11 protein-coding genes are annotated in these 15,707 nt (G+C 68.6%); 5 read left to right on the top strand and 6 right to left on the bottom strand.

The genetic code is table 11. From position 1 onward, the window contains the following. Nucleotides 1-94: 94 nt before the first annotated feature. The 5 genes from prmB to dapC all read right to left on the bottom strand — a co-directional run bounded on the left by prmB (nt 95) and on the right by dapC (nt 4,716). Entirely contained in the window at nt 95-1,003 is a 909-nt protein-coding gene (gene prmB, locus LGM56_RS23700; protein ID WP_226206907.1) for a 50S ribosomal protein L3 N(5)-glutamine methyltransferase, read from the bottom strand. Nucleotides 1,004-1,014: 11 nt separating this feature from the next. Further along, a complete protein-coding gene (gene dapE / locus LGM56_RS23695; protein WP_226206906.1) occupies nt 1,015-2,154 on the bottom strand; it encodes a succinyl-diaminopimelate desuccinylase in 1,140 nt (379 codons plus the stop codon). Between the two features lie 90 nt (nt 2,155-2,244). Continuing rightward, a complete protein-coding gene (locus LGM56_RS23690) occupies nt 2,245-2,613 on the bottom strand; it encodes an ArsC family reductase (protein ID WP_069248286.1) in 369 nt (122 codons plus the stop codon). Next, complete coding sequence (gene dapD / locus LGM56_RS23685; RefSeq protein ID WP_014896723.1) at nt 2,613-3,440, bottom strand: 2,3,4,5-tetrahydropyridine-2,6-dicarboxylate N-succinyltransferase; 828 nt, start codon at nt 3,438-3,440, stop codon at nt 2,613-2,615. Before dapD ends, LGM56_RS23690 begins: the two co-directional genes overlap by 1 nt. A 43-nt stretch (nt 3,441-3,483) precedes the next feature. Next, a complete protein-coding gene (gene dapC / locus LGM56_RS23680) occupies nt 3,484-4,716 on the bottom strand; it encodes a succinyldiaminopimelate transaminase (protein ID WP_226206905.1) in 1,233 nt (410 codons plus the stop codon). A 159-nt stretch (nt 4,717-4,875) separates the two neighbouring features. On the opposite strand from dapC, the gene LGM56_RS23675 reads away from it, so the two are divergent. From LGM56_RS23675 to def, 5 genes are all read left to right on the top strand, one after another. Next, nucleotides 4,876-5,817, top strand: a complete 942-nt coding sequence (locus LGM56_RS23675) for a DMT family transporter (RefSeq protein ID WP_089495106.1) — start codon at nt 4,876-4,878, stop codon at nt 5,815-5,817. Between the two features lie 139 nt (nt 5,818-5,956). After that, the gene (gene smc / locus LGM56_RS23670; protein ID WP_175237113.1) at nt 5,957-9,469 is read left to right on the top strand and encodes a chromosome segregation protein SMC; all 3,513 of its coding nucleotides are present in this window, start codon (nt 5,957-5,959) and stop codon (nt 9,467-9,469) included. Between the two features lie 85 nt (nt 9,470-9,554). Further along, nucleotides 9,555-10,838 (top strand): cell division protein ZipA C-terminal FtsZ-binding domain-containing protein, encoded by a 1,284-nt coding sequence (locus LGM56_RS23665; RefSeq protein WP_089495105.1) that lies wholly within the window; start codon nt 9,555-9,557, stop codon nt 10,836-10,838. 166 nt (nt 10,839-11,004) lie between these two features. Then, the gene (gene ligA, locus LGM56_RS23660) at nt 11,005-13,080 is read left to right on the top strand and encodes an NAD-dependent DNA ligase LigA (RefSeq protein WP_226206904.1); all 2,076 of its coding nucleotides are present in this window, start codon (nt 11,005-11,007) and stop codon (nt 13,078-13,080) included. After that, complete coding sequence (def, locus tag LGM56_RS23655; protein ID WP_089495104.1) at nt 13,077-13,610, top strand: peptide deformylase; 534 nt, start codon at nt 13,077-13,079, stop codon at nt 13,608-13,610. The genes ligA and def overlap by 4 nt, the downstream gene beginning before the upstream one ends. An 89-nt stretch (nt 13,611-13,699) precedes the next feature. Here def and LGM56_RS23650 read toward each other — a convergent pair whose 3' ends face one another. Then, nucleotides 13,700-15,706, bottom strand: a complete 2,007-nt coding sequence (locus LGM56_RS23650; protein WP_226206903.1) for a pseudouridine synthase — start codon at nt 15,704-15,706, stop codon at nt 13,700-13,702. Nucleotide 15,707: the final 1 nt, after the last annotated feature.

The following is a 15,707-nucleotide window of genomic DNA, read 5'->3' as shown; positions in this document are numbered from 1 at the left end:
CTCCTGAGGTCGCGCGGCCGGGCGGCCGCCTACGCGCATCTTACCCAACCGTGCGGCGCAACGGTGCACCGCACGGTGGGCGAGCCGGGAAGGCTCAGGCCTTGCGGGGCAGGTCCGACGCCTGGATCAGGAACACGGCGTCGTCGCCCGCGCTGGTGGGCAGCCACGTGAGCTCGAGGCCGCCGAACGCGGCTTCGACGTGCTCGCGCTCGTTGCCGATCTCGACGACGAGCACGCCGTCGTCGTGCAGCCAGCGATGGGCCTCGGCGACGATGCGTCGCACGATGTCCATCCCGTCGTCGCCGCCCGCGAGCGCCATCTCCGGCTCGTGCCGGTACTCGGGCGGCAGCGCGGCCATCGACGCCGCGTTCACGTACGGCGGGTTCGTCAGGATCACGTCGTAGCGCGAGCCCGGATCGGTGCGGAACGTGGGCAGCGGTGCGTAGAGGTCGCCGCGGTGCAGCGCGACGCGGTCTTCGAGGCCGTAGTCGCGTACGTTGATCTCGGCGACTTCGAGCGCCTTGTCGGACAGGTCGACCGCGTCGATCTCGGCGTTCGGGAACGCGCTCGCCGCGAGGATCGCAAGGCAGCCGGAGCCCGTGCACAGTTCGAGCACCGCGCCGACCTGCTCGGGATCGGCGACGTACGGCTGCAGCCCGTCGTCGAGCAGTTCGCCGATGAACGAGCGCGGCACGATCACGCGTTCGTCGACGTAGAAGCGGTGGCCGTGCATCCACGCTTCATGCGTGAGGTACGCGGCCGGTACGCGGTCGGCCGCGCGCCGTTCGATCACCGCGAGCACGGCCGCGATTTCGTCGGGCAGCAGCCGTGCGTCGAGGAACGGCTCGAGCGTGTCGAGCGGCAGGTCGAGCGTGCGCAGCACGAGGTAGGCCGCTTCGTCGTATGCGTTGTCGGAGCCGTGGCCGAACGCGAGCTTCGCTTTCGAGAAGCGCGTGACCGCGTAGCGCAGCAGGTCGCGAACAGTGGCAAAAGGTGTCGTCATGCGAGGCTCCATCAGGCGATCAGTTGTTCGAGCACGCGGCGGTACACGTTCTTCAGCGGGTCGACGAAGCGCACTTCGATGTGCTCGTCGATCTTGTGGATGCTGCCGTTCGGCGGGCCGAACTCGATCACCTGCGGGCAGATGCGCGCGATGAAACGGCCGTCCGACGTGCCGCCCGTGGTCGACAGCTCGGTCGTGATGCCGGTCTCGGTGCGGATCGCGTTTTCCAGCGCGCCCGACAGCTCGCCGCGCGGCGTGAGGAACGGCAGGCCGCTCACCGACCACTTCAGCGTGTATTCGAGGCCATGCTTGTCGAGGATCGCGTGCACGCGTGCCTGCAGGCCTTCGACGGTGCTGGCGGTCGAGAAGCGGAAGTTGAACAGCAGGTCGGCGTGGCCGGGAATCACGTTGGTCGCGCCGGTGCCGGCATGCAGGTTCGACACCTGCCAGGTGGTCGGCGGGAAGTATTCGTTGCCTTCGTCCCACTGCTCGGCGGCGAGCTCGGCGAGCGCCGGCGCGAGCAGGTGGATCGGGTTCTTCGCGAGGTGCGGATACGCGATGTGGCCCTGCACGCCCTTGACGACGAGTTCGCCCGACATCGAGCCGCGGCGGCCGTTCTTCACGACATCGCCGAGCTCGGCGGTCGACGTCGGCTCGCCGACGATGCAGTAGTCCATGCGCTCGCCGCGTGCTTCGAGCAGCTCGACGACCTTCACGGTGCCGTCGGTGGCGGGGCCTTCCTCGTCGCTCGTGATCAGGAACGCGATCGCGCCGCGGTGGCCGGGATGCGCTGCGACGAATTCCTCGGACGCGACGACGAACGCCGCGAGCGACGTCTTCATGTCGGCCGCGCCGCGGCCGTACAGCTTGCCGTCACGATGGGCGGGGATGAACGGCGGCGAGCTCCATTGCTCGAGCGGGCCGGTCGGCACGACGTCGGTGTGGCCCGCGAACGCGAGCAGCTTGCCGTCGCGGCCGTCGGTGCCGCGCTTGACGGCCCACAGGTTGGTCACGCCGTGCGACGCGATGGTCTCGCATTCGAAGCCGAGCGCGGCGAGGCGCTCGGTCATGATCTGCTGGCAATGCTGGTCGTCGGGCGTCACGGATGCGCGGGCGATCAGCTGTTCGGTAAGGGCTAGGGTGGCGGACATGGTTCGGACCACTTTCGATAAAAAATGCCGGCGCGGTGGCCGGCAGCGACAAGACGTCGGGCTGCGCCGACAGGCGCAGCGCGGGCAGCCCTATGCGGCAAACAGCGCCGCGTATTGATCGGCCACGAAGCCGAGCGACTTCACGCGGCCGTTGACCACCAGCACGGGGCGCTTGATGACCGACGGCTTGTGGATCATCAGCGCGACCGCGCCGGCCTTCGTTTCGGCGGCCGCCTTCATCGCGTCGTCCAGGCCGCGCCACGTCGTGCCGCGCTTGTTGACGAGCGCGTCGAGCGACACGTCCTTCAGCCAGTCCTCGACGAGCGGTGCGCTGACACCGAGCTTCTTGAAGTCGTGAAACTCGAATTCGACGCCGTGATCGTCGAGCCACACGCGGGCCTTCTTCACGGTGTCGCAGTTCGGAATGCCGTAGACGACCACGGTGTGCGGCTTTGCCATCAGTCGCCTCGCAGCAGCTCGTTCAGGCCGACCTTCGCGCGGGTCTTCGCATCGACCTTCTTGACGATCACCGCGCAGTACAGGCTGTGCGAGCCGTCCTTCGACGGCAGGTTGCCGGCGACGACGACCGAGCCGGCCGGGATGCGGCCGTAGCTGACTTCGCCCGTCTCGCGGTCGTAGATCTTCGTGCTTTGGCCGAGGTACACGCCCATCGAGATCACCGAGTTTTCCTCGACGATCACGCCTTCGACGACTTCCGAGCGCGCGCCGATGAAGCAGTTGTCTTCGATGATGACCGGGTTTGCCTGCAGCGGCTCGAGCACGCCGCCGATGCCGACGCCGCCCGACAGGTGCACGTTCTTGCCGATCTGCGCGCACGAACCGACCGTGGCCCACGTGTCGACCATCGTGCCTTCGTCGACGTACGCGCCGATGTTCGTGTACGACGGCATCAGCACGACGTTCTTCGCGATGAACGAGCCGCGGCGCGCGATGGCCGGCGGGACGACGCGGAAGCCGCCCGCGGCGAAATCTTCGGCGGTGTAGTTCGCGAACTTCGACGGCACCTTGTCGTAGAACTGCGAGTAGCCGCCGGCGGGCATCGGCGCGTTGTCCTCCAGGCGGAACGACAGCAGCACGGCCTTCTTCAGCCACTGGTGCACGGTCCAGTTGCCGTCGATCTTCTCGGCCACGCGCAGCGCGCCTTTGTCGAGCTGCTCGATCGCGTGCGCGACGGCTTCGCGGACGTCGGCCGGTGCGGCCTTCGGCGACAGCTCGGCGCGGTTGTCCCAGGCGGTATCGATGATTTGCTGAAGTTGTTGCGACATGTTCGTTTTCGCAGGAGATGGATGGAATTGATCGGATGGACGATTACCGCGCGAGAGAGCGGCAGAAATCGACGATGCGTTGCGCGCCCTCGACGCATTCGGGGGTGCCCGCGACGAGCGCGATCCGGATGAAATCGCGGCCCGGATTCGTGCCGTGCGCATCACGCGCCAGGTACGAGCCGGGCAGAACCGTCACATTATAGTCGGCGTACAGGCGGCGGGCGAACTCGGTGTCCGACAGCCCGGTGCGCGACACGTTGGCCCACAGGTAGAACGCCGCGTCGGGCAGCTTCACGTCGATCACGTCGGCCAGCATCGGCGTGACGGTATTGAACTTCTGCAGGTACAGCGCGCGGTTCTCGCGCACGTGCGCCTCGTCGTTCCACGCGGCGATGCTCGCGTGCTGCCAGACCGGCGACAGCGCCGCGCCGTGGTACGTGCGGTACAGCAGGAATTTCTTCAGCAGCGCCGCGTCGCCGGCGACGAAGCCCGAGCGCATGCCCGGCACGTTCGAGCGCTTCGACAGGCTCGACAGCATCACGAGCCGCTCGAAGCCGCGGCCGAGGCGGTGCGCGGCCTCGAGGCCGCCGAGCGGCGGCGCCGCTTCGTCGAAATAGATTTCCGAATAGCACTCGTCGGACGCGATCACGAAACCGTGGCGGTCGGACAGCGTGAACAGCTCGCGCCAGTCGTCGAGCGTCAGCACGGCGCCCGTCGGGTTGCCCGGCGAGCAGACGTACAGCAGCTGCGTGCGCGCCCAGACTGCGTCGGGCACGGACGCGTAGTCGCACGCGAAGTTGCGGGCCGGGTCGCTGTTCGCGAAATAGGGTTCGGCACCGGCCAGCAGCGCCGCGCCCTCGTAAATTTGATAGAAAGGATTCGGACAGAGTACGATCGCCTTCTCGCCCTGTTCGGCCGGGCGTGCGTCGATCACCGTCTGCGCGAGCGAGAACAGCGCCTCGCGCGACCCCGACACGGGCAGCACCTGCGTGGCCGGATCGATGGCCGGCAGCCCGTAGCGGCGCTCGAGCCAGTGCGCGATCGATGTGCGCAGCGCGTCCGAGCCGGCGGTGGCCGGGTACGACGCGAGGCCGTCGAGCGCGGCTACCACGGCGTCGCGGATCAGCGCCGGGGTCGCATGTTTGGGCTCGCCGATGCCGAAGCTGATCGGTTTGAGGGCGCCGGAGGGCGTCACGTCCTTGAACAGGGCGCGCAGCTTTTCGAAGGGATAGGGCTGGAGCGAGTCGAGTCGAGGGTTCACGGGCGAAGCGGCCATCGCGGCCGGTTGGAGCGAAAGAAGCGGCGGGCGCGCCGCGCGGCTGCGAACGGGCGCCGACGGCGCGCGGGTCGCAACGGACGATTATAGCGTGACGGAATGCGGTCACGGCCTGCCGGAACGGCGGCCGGGCCGGTCGAATAAAGGGTATTGAACCAAATGAATAACGCGGTACGCGGCAGCCTGCCGACGCTGGCCATCCTGGTCGGCGCATCGGTATGGGGCCTGATCTGGTATCCGCTGCGGATCCTGGCGTCGCTCGGCGTGACGGGCACGCTGGCGAGCGCGCTGACGAGCCTCGTCGCCTTCCTGTTCGTGATCGTCGCGCGCCACCGCACGATCGCGACGCTGCGCTGGCACTGGGTGCTGCCCGGCATCGCGGTGACGGCCGGCGTGACGAACCTCGGGTTCGTGTGGGGGACGATCCACGGCGAGGTGCTGCGCGTGATGCTGCTGTTCTACCTGACCCCCGCATGGACCGCGATCTACGCGCACTTCCTGCTGCGCGAGCGGCTGACCTGGGCCGGCGCGGGGCTCGCGGCGCTGTCGATCGGCGGCGCGATGCTGATGCTGTGGTCGCCGACGCTCGGCCTGCCGCTGCCGGCCACCCCGGCCGAATGGGCCGGGCTCGCGGCCGGGTTGAGCTTCGCGATGAGCAACGTGCTCGTGATCAAGGCGAGCCGCGAGTTGCCGGAGATGCGCGCCGAGATGCGTACCGCGACGCTGTTCGGCGGCGCGGCGGTGTTCGGCGCGATCGCGTCGCTGTTCGAGGGGATCCCGGCTGCGCCGGCGGGCGGCCACCTCGGCACGGCCGTGCTGATCATCGTCGCGATCGGCGTGACGATGGCGTCGAACAACCTGCTCGTGCAGTACGGGCTGGCGCGCGTGCCGGCCAACCGTGCGTCGATCATCATGCTGTTCGAGATCGTGATCACCGCGCTGTCGGCCTGGGTGTTCGCGAACGAGCTGCCGAGCGCGCGCGAGTGGGCGGGCGGCGCGTGCATCGTGCTGGCGACGCTGCTGTCGAGCCGGGTCCATCGTGCCGCGCCGGCACCGGACAAACCCGGCGACGGTCGGGACGCCGCACGCGCGATGGTATGATGGAAGCCGTTTGCGGGGCCCAACGCTGTATGCGCGCGGCCCCGCTTTTGAATTCCGGAGCGCATCGCGCGCATGGGCTGTCCGGCCTCGCGCAGTGCGGCTCCGTCCGTTTCACACCTTCTTCACATCCGATACCGCCGTGCGTCTGAGCTCGATCAAACTCGCTGGCTTCAAATCCTTTGTCGATCCCACGCATTTCCAGGTTCCGGGCCAGCTTGTCGGCGTGGTGGGCCCGAACGGGTGCGGCAAGTCCAACATCATCGATGCCGTGCGCTGGGTGCTCGGCGAGTCGCGCGCTTCCGAGCTGCGCGGCGAATCGATGCAGGACGTGATCTTCAACGGCTCGACCGCCCGCAAGCCCGGCAGCCGGGCCAGTGTCGAACTGATCTTCGACAACTCCGACGGCCGCGCGGCCGGCCAGTGGGGCCAGTACGGCGAGATCGCCGTGAAGCGCGTGCTGACGCGCGACGGCACGTCGAGTTACTACATCAACAACCTGCCGGCGCGCCGCCGCGACATCCAGGACATCTTCCTCGGCACCGGCCTCGGGCCGCGTGCGTACGCGATCATCGGGCAGGGCATGATCGCCCGGATCATCGAGGCGAAGCCGGAAGAGCTGCGCGTGTTCCTCGAGGAAGCCGCGGGCGTGTCGAAGTACAAGGAACGCCGCCGCGAGACCGAGAACCGCCTGCATGACACGCGCGAGAACCTGACCCGCGTCGAGGACATCGTCCGCGAACTCGGCGCGAACCTCGAGAAGCTCGAGGCGCAGGCTGTCGTTGCCACCAAGTACAAGGAACTCGTCGCCGACGGCGAGGAGAAGCAGCGCCTGTTGTGGCTGCTGCGCAAGAACGAGGCCGCCGGCGAGCAGCAGAAGCAGCAGCGCGCGATCGAACAGGCGCAGATCGACCTCGAGGCGCAAACGGCGAAGCTGCGCGAGGTCGAGGCGCAGCTCGAGACGCTGCGCGTCGCCCATTATTCGGCAAGCGACGCGATGCAGGGCGCGCAGGGTTCGCTCTACGAAGCGAACGCCGAGGTGAGCCGCCTCGAAGCCGAGATCAAGTTCATCGTCGAATCGCGCAATCGCGTGCAGGCGCAGATCGCCGCACTGAATGCGCAGCGCGAGCAATGGCGCGCGCAGGCCGAGAAGGCGCAGGACGAGCTCGAGGAAGCCGAAGAAGCGCGCGCAATGGCCGACGAGAAGGCCGCGCTCGCCGAAGACAACGCCGCCGCGAAGCACGATGCGCTGCCGGCGCTCGAAGCGAAGTTCCGCGATGCGCAGGCGCAGCTCAACGACGAGCGCGCGCGGATCGCGCAGACCGAACAGTCGCTGAAGCTCGAAGCCGCGCACCAGCGCAACGCCGACCAGCAGCTCCAGCAGCTGCAGCAGCGCCATGAGCGCCTGAAGAGCGAAGCGGGTGGGCTCGACGCGCCGGACGAGGCTCAGCTCGAAGAGCTGCGCATGCAGCTCGCCGAGCAGGAAGAGATCCTGGCCGAAGCGCAGGCGCGCCTCGCCGACGCGCAGGAAACGGTGCCGCGCCTCGATGGCGAACGCCGTGCCGCGCAGGAGCGCGTGCAGGCCGAAGCCGCGCAGATCCACCAGCTCGAGGCGCGTCTCGCCGCGCTGAAGCAGTTGCAGGAAAATGTTCAGACCGAAGGCAAGGTGCAGCCGTGGCTCGACAAGCACGAGCTCGGCGCACTGCCGCGTCTGTGGAAGAAACTGCACGTCGAAGCGGGCTGGGAAGCCGCGCTCGAGGCCGTGCTGCGCGAGCGCCTGGCCGCGCTCGAAGTGTCGAATCTCGACTGGGTGAAGGCTTTTGCCACCGACGCACCGCCCGCGAAGCTGGCGTTCTATGCGCCGCCCGCGGCCGGTGAACCGCCGGCGGCCGTGGCCGGTCTGCGTCCGGTGCTGTCGCTCGTGCGCATCGACGATGCGGGCATCCGCGCGGTGCTGAACGACTGGCTCGGCAACGTGTACGTCGCCGACGACGTCGCGCAGGCGCTTGCGACGCGCACGCAGCTGCCGGCAGGCGGCGCGTTCGTCGTCAAGGCCGGCCATATCGTCACGCGCGTCGGCGTGCAGCTGTATGCGGCCGATTCGGAGCAGGCCGGGATGCTGGCCCGCCAGCAGGAAATCGAAAACCTGACGCGCCAGGTGCGCGCGCAGGCGCTGCTCGCCGACGAGGCGCGCACGGCCGCTGTCCGCGCGGAGGCCGCTCACACGCAGGCCACGCAGGCGCTCGGCGACGTGCGCGCGCAGGCCGAGCGTGCGACGCAGCGCGTGCATGCGCTGCAGATGGACGTGCTGAAGCTTGCGCAGGCGCACGAACGTTACACGCAGCGCAGCACGCAGATCCGCGAGGAACTCGAGGAAATCGGCGCGCAGATCGAAGAGCAGCGCGCGATGCGCGCGGAGTCGGAAGCGAATTTCGAGCGTTTCGACGGCGAACTGGCCGAACTGCAGGCGCGCTTCGAGGACAATCAGCTCGCATTCGAGGCGCTCGACGAATCGCTGACGCAGGCGCGTCAGGAAGCGCGTGACCTGGAGCGCGGCGCGAACGACGCGCGCTTCGCCGCACGCAATGCCGTGACGCGGATCGACGAGCTCAAGCGCAGCATCCAGGTCGCGCACGAGCAGAGCGAGCGCGTCGCCGCGTCGCTGGAAGACGCACGCGCCGAGCTCGAGACGATCAACGAGCAGACCGCGCACACGGGCCTGCAGGACGCGCTCGAGATTCGCGCGGTGAAGGAAGAGGCGCTGCAGGCCGCGCGGATCGAACTCGACGACCTGACCGCGAAGCTGCGTGCGTCGGACGAGCAGCGCCTCGTCGCCGAGCGCTCGCTGCAGCCGTTGCGCGACCGCATCACCGAATTGCAGTTGAAGGAGCAGGCCGCGCGCCTGTCGGTCGAGCAGTTCGCCGAGCAGCTCGTGACGGCCGAGGTCGACGAGGTGGCGCTGTCCGCGAAGCTCACGCCGGATCTGAAGCCGTCGTACCTGCAGGGCGAGGTCACGCGCCTGAACAACGCGATCAACGCGCTCGGCCCGGTGAACATGGCCGCGCTCGACGAGCTGAAGGCCGCGAGTGAGCGCAAGGTGTTCCTCGACGCGCAGTCGGCCGACCTGATCGACGCGATCACGACGCTCGAGGACGCAATCCACAAGATCGACCAGGAAACCCGCACGCTGCTGCAGGGCACCTTCGACGAGGTCAACCGTCACTTCAGCGACCTGTTCCCGCGCCTGTTCGGCGGCGGCCAGGCGAAGCTGATCATGACGGGCGACGAAATCCTCGACGCCGGCGTGCAGGTGATGGCGCAGCCGCCGGGCAAGAAGAACGCGACGATCCACCTGCTGTCGGGCGGCGAGAAGGCGCTGACCGCGACCGCACTGGTGTTCGCGATGTTCCAGCTGAACCCGGCGCCGTTCTGTCTGCTCGACGAGGTCGACGCGCCGCTCGACGACGCAAACACCGAGCGTTTCGCGAATCTCGTGCGCGCGATGTCCGACAAGACGCAGTTCCTGTTCATCTCGCACAACAAGATCGCGATGGAAATGGCGCAGCAGCTGATCGGCGTGACGATGCAGGAGCAGGGCGTGTCGCGGATCGTTGCGGTGGACATGGAAACCGCCGCGGGTTTTGCCCAGAATTGACGTTTGACGAAACCGGACCGCGTTCGCGCGGCGCATGGGCGCCCGTTCGCGGTTCCGACGAACAAGAATTGCTGATGGAGCGTGCATGGACGAGTTGACACTCGGTTTGATCGGCGCGGGCGCCGTCGTGGTGGGCGGCGTCGTGGTCTACAACGCATGGCAGGGCGCGAAGGTGCGGCGCAGGATGCCGCGCCCGATGCCGGAGGAAGCGGCCGAGGCGATGAACCGCCCCGAGCGCGAGGAAGAATTGCCGTTCATCGAGCCGGTGCGCCAGCCGGTGCGGCGTGAGCCCGCGGCACCGGCCCCGGCGGCCGCCACGGGCGGCACGCCGGCCGAAGTCGCGCGCGTCGAGCCGACGTTCGGTGGAGCGGCACCTGCCGATACGCCGGCCGATCTGCAGGCCGAGGCGACCGGTATCGATGCACCGGCCGAGTCGGTCGAGCCGGTTGCCGGCGAGGCAGCCGCACCGGCTTCCGCCCACGACACGCACGCTGAACCGGCAGAGCCGGCCGAACCCGTGCTGCCGGCCGCCACGACGATCTCGTCGGCTCCGCCGGCGATCGTCGACCGCCGGATCGACTGCATCGTGCCGATCCGCCTCGGCGGGTCGCTGCCGGGCGACAAGATCCTGCCGGCCGCGCAGCGGCTGCGCCGCGCGGGCAGCAAGCCCGTGCACATCGAAGGCAAGCCGGAAGGCGGCCAGTGGGAGTTGCTGCAGAACGGCGTGCGCTACGAGGAGCTGCGCGCGGCCGCGCAGCTCGCGAACCGCAGCGGTGCGCTGAACGAGCTCGAGTTCTCCGAATTCGTGACGGGCGTCCAGCAGTTCGCCGACGCGATCGACGGCGCGCCGGAATTCCCGGACATGATGGAAACGGTCGCGATGGCGCGCGAGCTCGACGCGTTCGCCGCGCAGTGCGACGCGCAGCTGTCGATCAACGTGATGTCGGACGGCGCGCCGTGGTCGGCGAACTACGTGCAGGCGGTCGCGTCGCAGGACGGGCTGCTGCTGTCGCGCGACGGCACGCGTTTCGTGAAGCTCGACGCGAAGCAGAACCCCGTGTTCATGCTGCAGTTCGGCGACACGAACTTCCTGCGCGACGACCTCACGTACAAGGGCGGCAACATGATCACGCTGGTGCTCGACGTGCCGGTCGCCGAAGAGGACATCCTGCCGTTCCGGCTGATGTGCGACTACGCGAAGTCGCTGTCCGAGCGGATCGGCGCGCGGGTCGTCGACGATTCGCGGCGGCCGCTGCCGGAATCGACGCTGGTCGCGATCGATCAGCAACTGATGAAGCTGTACGCGAAGCTCGAGGAAGCCGGCATCCCGGCCGGTTCGCCGGTCACGCGCCGCCTCTTCAGCCAGTAACGCGCGCCCGGCGGGCGGCGGCTTTCGGCGCCGTCGCCCGTCGCTGCAATGCACCGTGCTCGTGTGCACTGCAGCGGGCCCGCGCGGCTCGCATCGCGTGCCCCCGCTGCGGCGTCAAACTGAGATAATCGGAATTCCGATTTTTCAGAACGACTCTGCCGCCAGCATGGCCCGAACCCAAGCCGAACCGCCAGCCAGCCAGCCCGACGCGCGCGCCGCGTGGCTGCGCGATCAACTCGAGCGGGCGAACTACGCCTACTACGTGCTCGACCAGCCGGATCTGCCCGACGCCGAATACGACCGGCTGTTCCGCGAACTGCAGCAGCTCGAAGCCGACCATCCGGAACTCGTGACGCCCGATTCGCCGACGCAGCGTGTCGGCGGCGAGGCGGCCGGCGGCTTCACGCCGGTCGTCCATGACGCGCCGATGCTGTCGCTGAACAACGGTTTCGCGGACGAGGACATCGTCGCATTCGACAAGCGTGTCGCCGACGCGCTCGACAAGACGACCGATCTCGCCGGCTCGGTGACGGAGCCCGTCGAATACGCATGCGAGCTGAAGTTCGACGGTCTCGCGATCTCGCTGCGCTACGAGCAGGGCGTATTCGTCCAGGCATCGACGCGCGGCGACGGGACCACGGGCGAGGACGTGACCGAGAACGTGCGCACGATCCGTTCGATTCCGCTGAAGCTGAAGGGCAAGAACGTGCCGGCTGTACTCGACGTGCGCGGCGAGGTGCTGATGTTCAAGCGCGATTTCGCACGCCTGAACGAACGCCAGCGCGCGGCCGAGCAGCGCGAATTCGCGAACCCGCGCAACGCGGCGGCCGGCAGCCTGCGCCAGCTCGACTCGAAGATCACCGCGCAGCGTCCGCTGTCGTTCTTCGCGTACGGGATCGGCGTGCTCGACGGGATGCCGATGCCCGATACGCACAGCGCGCTGCTCGACTGGTACGAGTCGCTCGGCCTGCCCGTGAACCGCGAGCGCGCGGTCGTGCACGGCGCCGAGGGCTTGCTCGACTTCTTCCGCAAGGTCGGCGAGAAGCGCGAGTCGCTGCCGTACGACATCGACGGCGTCGTCTACAAGGTCAACCGGCGCGACGAACAGGAGCGTCTCGGCTTCGTGTCGCGCGCGCCGCGCTTCGCGCTCGCGCACAAGTTCCCCGCACAGGAGGCGCTGACCAAGCTCGTCGCGATCGACGTGCAGGTCGGCCGCACCGGCGCGATCACGCCGGTCGCGCGCCTCGAGCCCGTATTCGTCGGCGGCGCGACCGTGACGAACGCGACGCTGCACAACGAGGACGAGGTGCGCCGCAAGGACATCCGGATCGGCGATACCGTGATCGTGCGCCGCGCGGGCGACGTGATCCCCGAGGTGGTCGGCGCGCTGCTCGACCGGCGCCCGGCCGATGCGGCCGAATTCGTGATGCCGACCGAATGCCCGGTGTGCGGCTCGAAGATCGAGCGCTTGCCGGACGAAGCGATCGCGCGTTGCACGGGCGGCCTGTTCTGCCCGGCGCAGCGCAAGCAGGCGCTGTGGCATTTCGCGCAGCGCCGCGCGCTCGACATCGACGGGCTCGGCGAGAAGATCATCGACCAGCTCGTCGAGCTGAATCTCGTGCGCACGCCGGCCGACCTGTTCAATCTCGGCTTTGCGACGCTCGCCGAGCTCGACCGGTTCGCCGAGAAGTCGGCACAGAACCTGCTCGACTCGCTCGAGAAGGCGAAGCATACGACGCTCGCGCGCTTCATCTACGGGCTCGGCATCCGTCACGTGGGCGAATCGACCGCGAAGGATCTCGCCAAGCATTTCGGCTCGCTGACGCCGATCATGGACGCGTCGATCGAAGAACTGCTCGAAGTCAACGACGTCGGGCCGATCGTCGCCGAGTCGCTGCACCAGTTCTTCGCGGAAGAGCACAACCGGACCGTGATCGAGCAGTTGCGCGCGCCGGGCAAGGTGACGTGGCCGGAAGGGCCGCCCGCGCCGAAGGCGCCGCAGGGCGTGCTGGCCGGCAAGACGGTCGTGCTGACGGGCACGCTGCCGACGCTCACGCGCGATGCCGCGAAGGAAATGCTCGAAGCGGCGGGCGCGAAAGTGGCCGGTTCGGTGTCGAAGAAGACGGATTACGTGGTCGCGGGCGCCGAAGCCGGCAGCAAGCTCGCGAAGGCCGAGGAACTCGGCATCCCCGTGCTGGACGAAGACGGCCTGCACCAACTCCTGGAGGGTAATACGCCATGATTCGCGAGATCCTGAAGATGGGCGATCCGCGCCTGCTCGAAGTCGCCAAGCCGGTCGAGCGGTTCGATACACCCGAACTGCACGAGATCGTCGCGGACATGTTCGAGACGATGCACCACGCGAACGGCGCCGGCCTGGCCGCGCCGCAGATCGGCATCGGGCTGCAGATCATCATCTTCGGCTTCGGCAACAACAACCGCTACCCGGACGCGCCGCCGGTGCCCGAGACCGTGCTGATCAACCCGAAGATCGAGTACCTGCCGCCGGACATGGAAGAGGGCTGGGAAGGCTGCCTGTCGGTGCCGGGCATGCGCGGCGTCGTCAGCCGCTACGCGAAGGTGCGCTACAGCGGCTTCGACCAGTACGGCGAGAAGATCGACCGCGTGGCCGACGGTTTTCACGCACGCGTCGTCCAGCACGAATACGATCACCTGATCGGCAAGCTGTATCCGATGCGGATCACCGACTTCACGCGTTTCGGCTTCACGGAAGTGCTGTTCCCGGGGCTCGATCCGACTTCCGACGATTGATCGGCCGGCTTTCGCGGCTTCTCGCAGACAAGAAAAAGCCCGCTTGCGCGGGCTTTTTCGTTGCGTGGCGCACATGTGTGCGCCGGCGATCAGAACGTCTCGTCGGCCGACAGATAGCGCCATTGACCCTGCGGCAGTGCGCCGAGCATCACGCGGCCCATCCGGACGCGCTTCAGGCCGATCACGTCGAGGCCCACCAGCTCGCACATGCGACGGATCTGGCGCTTCTTGCCTTCGCGCAGCACGAAGCGCAACTGCTCGCCGTTCTGCCAGCTCACCATCGCGGGCTTCAGCGCGACGCCGTCGAGCTCGAGGCCGTGGCGCAGCTTCGCGAGCGATTCCGCGGGGAAGTGCTGGTCGATGTCGATGAGCCGCTCGCCGAAGCGCACGCGTACCAGGTATTCCTTGTCGATATCCGACTGCTCGCCGATCAACTGCTTCGCGATCACGCCGTTCTGCGTCAGCACGAGCAGGCCGGTCGAATCGATATCCAGGCGGCCGGCCGGTGCGAGGGCATGCAAGTGCTGCGGCGAGAAGCGTACCGGCGAATGGTCGCCGCTCCAGCGGTTCGCGCGCGTGATCAGCACGGCAGCGGGCTCGTAGCCGTCTTCCGCCTGGCCCGACACGTAGCCGACCGGCTTGTGCAGCAGGATCGTCACCTGCGCGGCCTGCGCGGCGCTCGCGCGTTCGTCGATCTCGATCTTCTGGTCGGCGCGGACCTTGGTGCCGAGCGTGTCGATGCGTTCGCCGTCGACGAGCACCCAGCCCTTTTCGATCCATTCGTCGGCTTCGCGGCGCGAGCACATGCCGAGCTCGGACATCCGTTTCGACAGGCGCATCAGGCCCGATTCGTCACCGTAGTCGACGTCGGCGGCGGCGCGCTTGACCGGTTGCGCGGTCTTGACCGCACCGAACGAGCGGCGCTCGCCGTCGCGTGCGGGGCGGGCCGGACGGTCGCCGAAGCTGCGCTTCGCACCTTCGCCGGCAGGCTTGTCGCGATACGACGGGCGCTTGCCGTCGTCGGCGCCTGAGCGGCGCGGGCGGGCATCGTCATCACGGCGCGGCGGGCGATCGGACGACGTGCGGCGGTCGCCGAAGCTGCGCTTCGCGCCTTCGCTGGCTGCCTTGTCGCGATACGGTGCGCGTGCGTTGCCTTCACTGGAACCTGCGCGGCGCGGACGGGCATCGTCATCACGGCGCGGCGGGCGATCGGACGACGTGCGGCGGTCGCCGAAGCTGCGCTTCGCGCCTTCGCCGGCTGCGTTGTCGCGATACGGCGCGCGTGTGCCGCCTTCGCCTGCACCTGCACGACGCGGCCGTGCATCGTCATCGCGGCGCGGCGGACGATCGGACGACGTGCGGCGGTCGCCGAAGCTGCGCTTCGCGCCTTCGCCGGCTGCGTTGTCGCGGTATGGCGCGCGTGCGTTGCCTTCACTGAAACCTGCGCGGCGCGGACGTGCATCGTCATCGCGGCGGGGCGGGCGATCCGACGACGGGCGACGATCGCCGAAGCTGCGCTTCGCGCCTTCACTGCCTGCGTTGTCACGATACGGCGCGCGTGCACCGCCTTCGCCACCTGCACGACGCGGCCGCGCGTCGTCATCGCGGCGCGGCGGACGATCCGACGACGTACGACGGTCGCCGAAGCTGCGTTTTGCACCTTCACCGCCTGCGCTGTCGCGATACGGCGCGCGTGCACCGCCTTCGCCACCTGCACGACGCGGCCGCGCGTCGTCATCGCGGCGCGGCGGACGATCGGACGACGTGCGGCGGTCGCCGAAGCTGCGCTTCGCGCCTTCCCCGGCCGCGTTGTCGCGATAAGGGGCGCGCGTGCCGCGTTCCGCACCGCCGTCACGCGGTGCACGCTTGGCCGGTGCGCGATCCGCGCCCGGGCGCTCGGCGCCCGCGGCAGCGCGCGGCTTGAACGTGCGTTCGCCGGCGCCGGCCGGGGACGCTTTCTTCGGGCGGGCCGGCTTGTCCCCGGCGGGAGGCGTAGCGGGACGCACCGCCTTGCGGGCGACGAGGCTGCCGGAGCGGACAGGGGCGCGGGTCGGCGACGCCGGCTTCGGATTCTTGACGGTTAATTTGGTGCGCATA

The organism is Burkholderia sp. AU38729, assembly GCF_020419725.1.
Lineage (GTDB): Bacteria > Pseudomonadota > Gammaproteobacteria > Burkholderiales > Burkholderiaceae > Burkholderia.
This window is presented reverse-complemented; position numbering and strand designations above follow the sequence as displayed.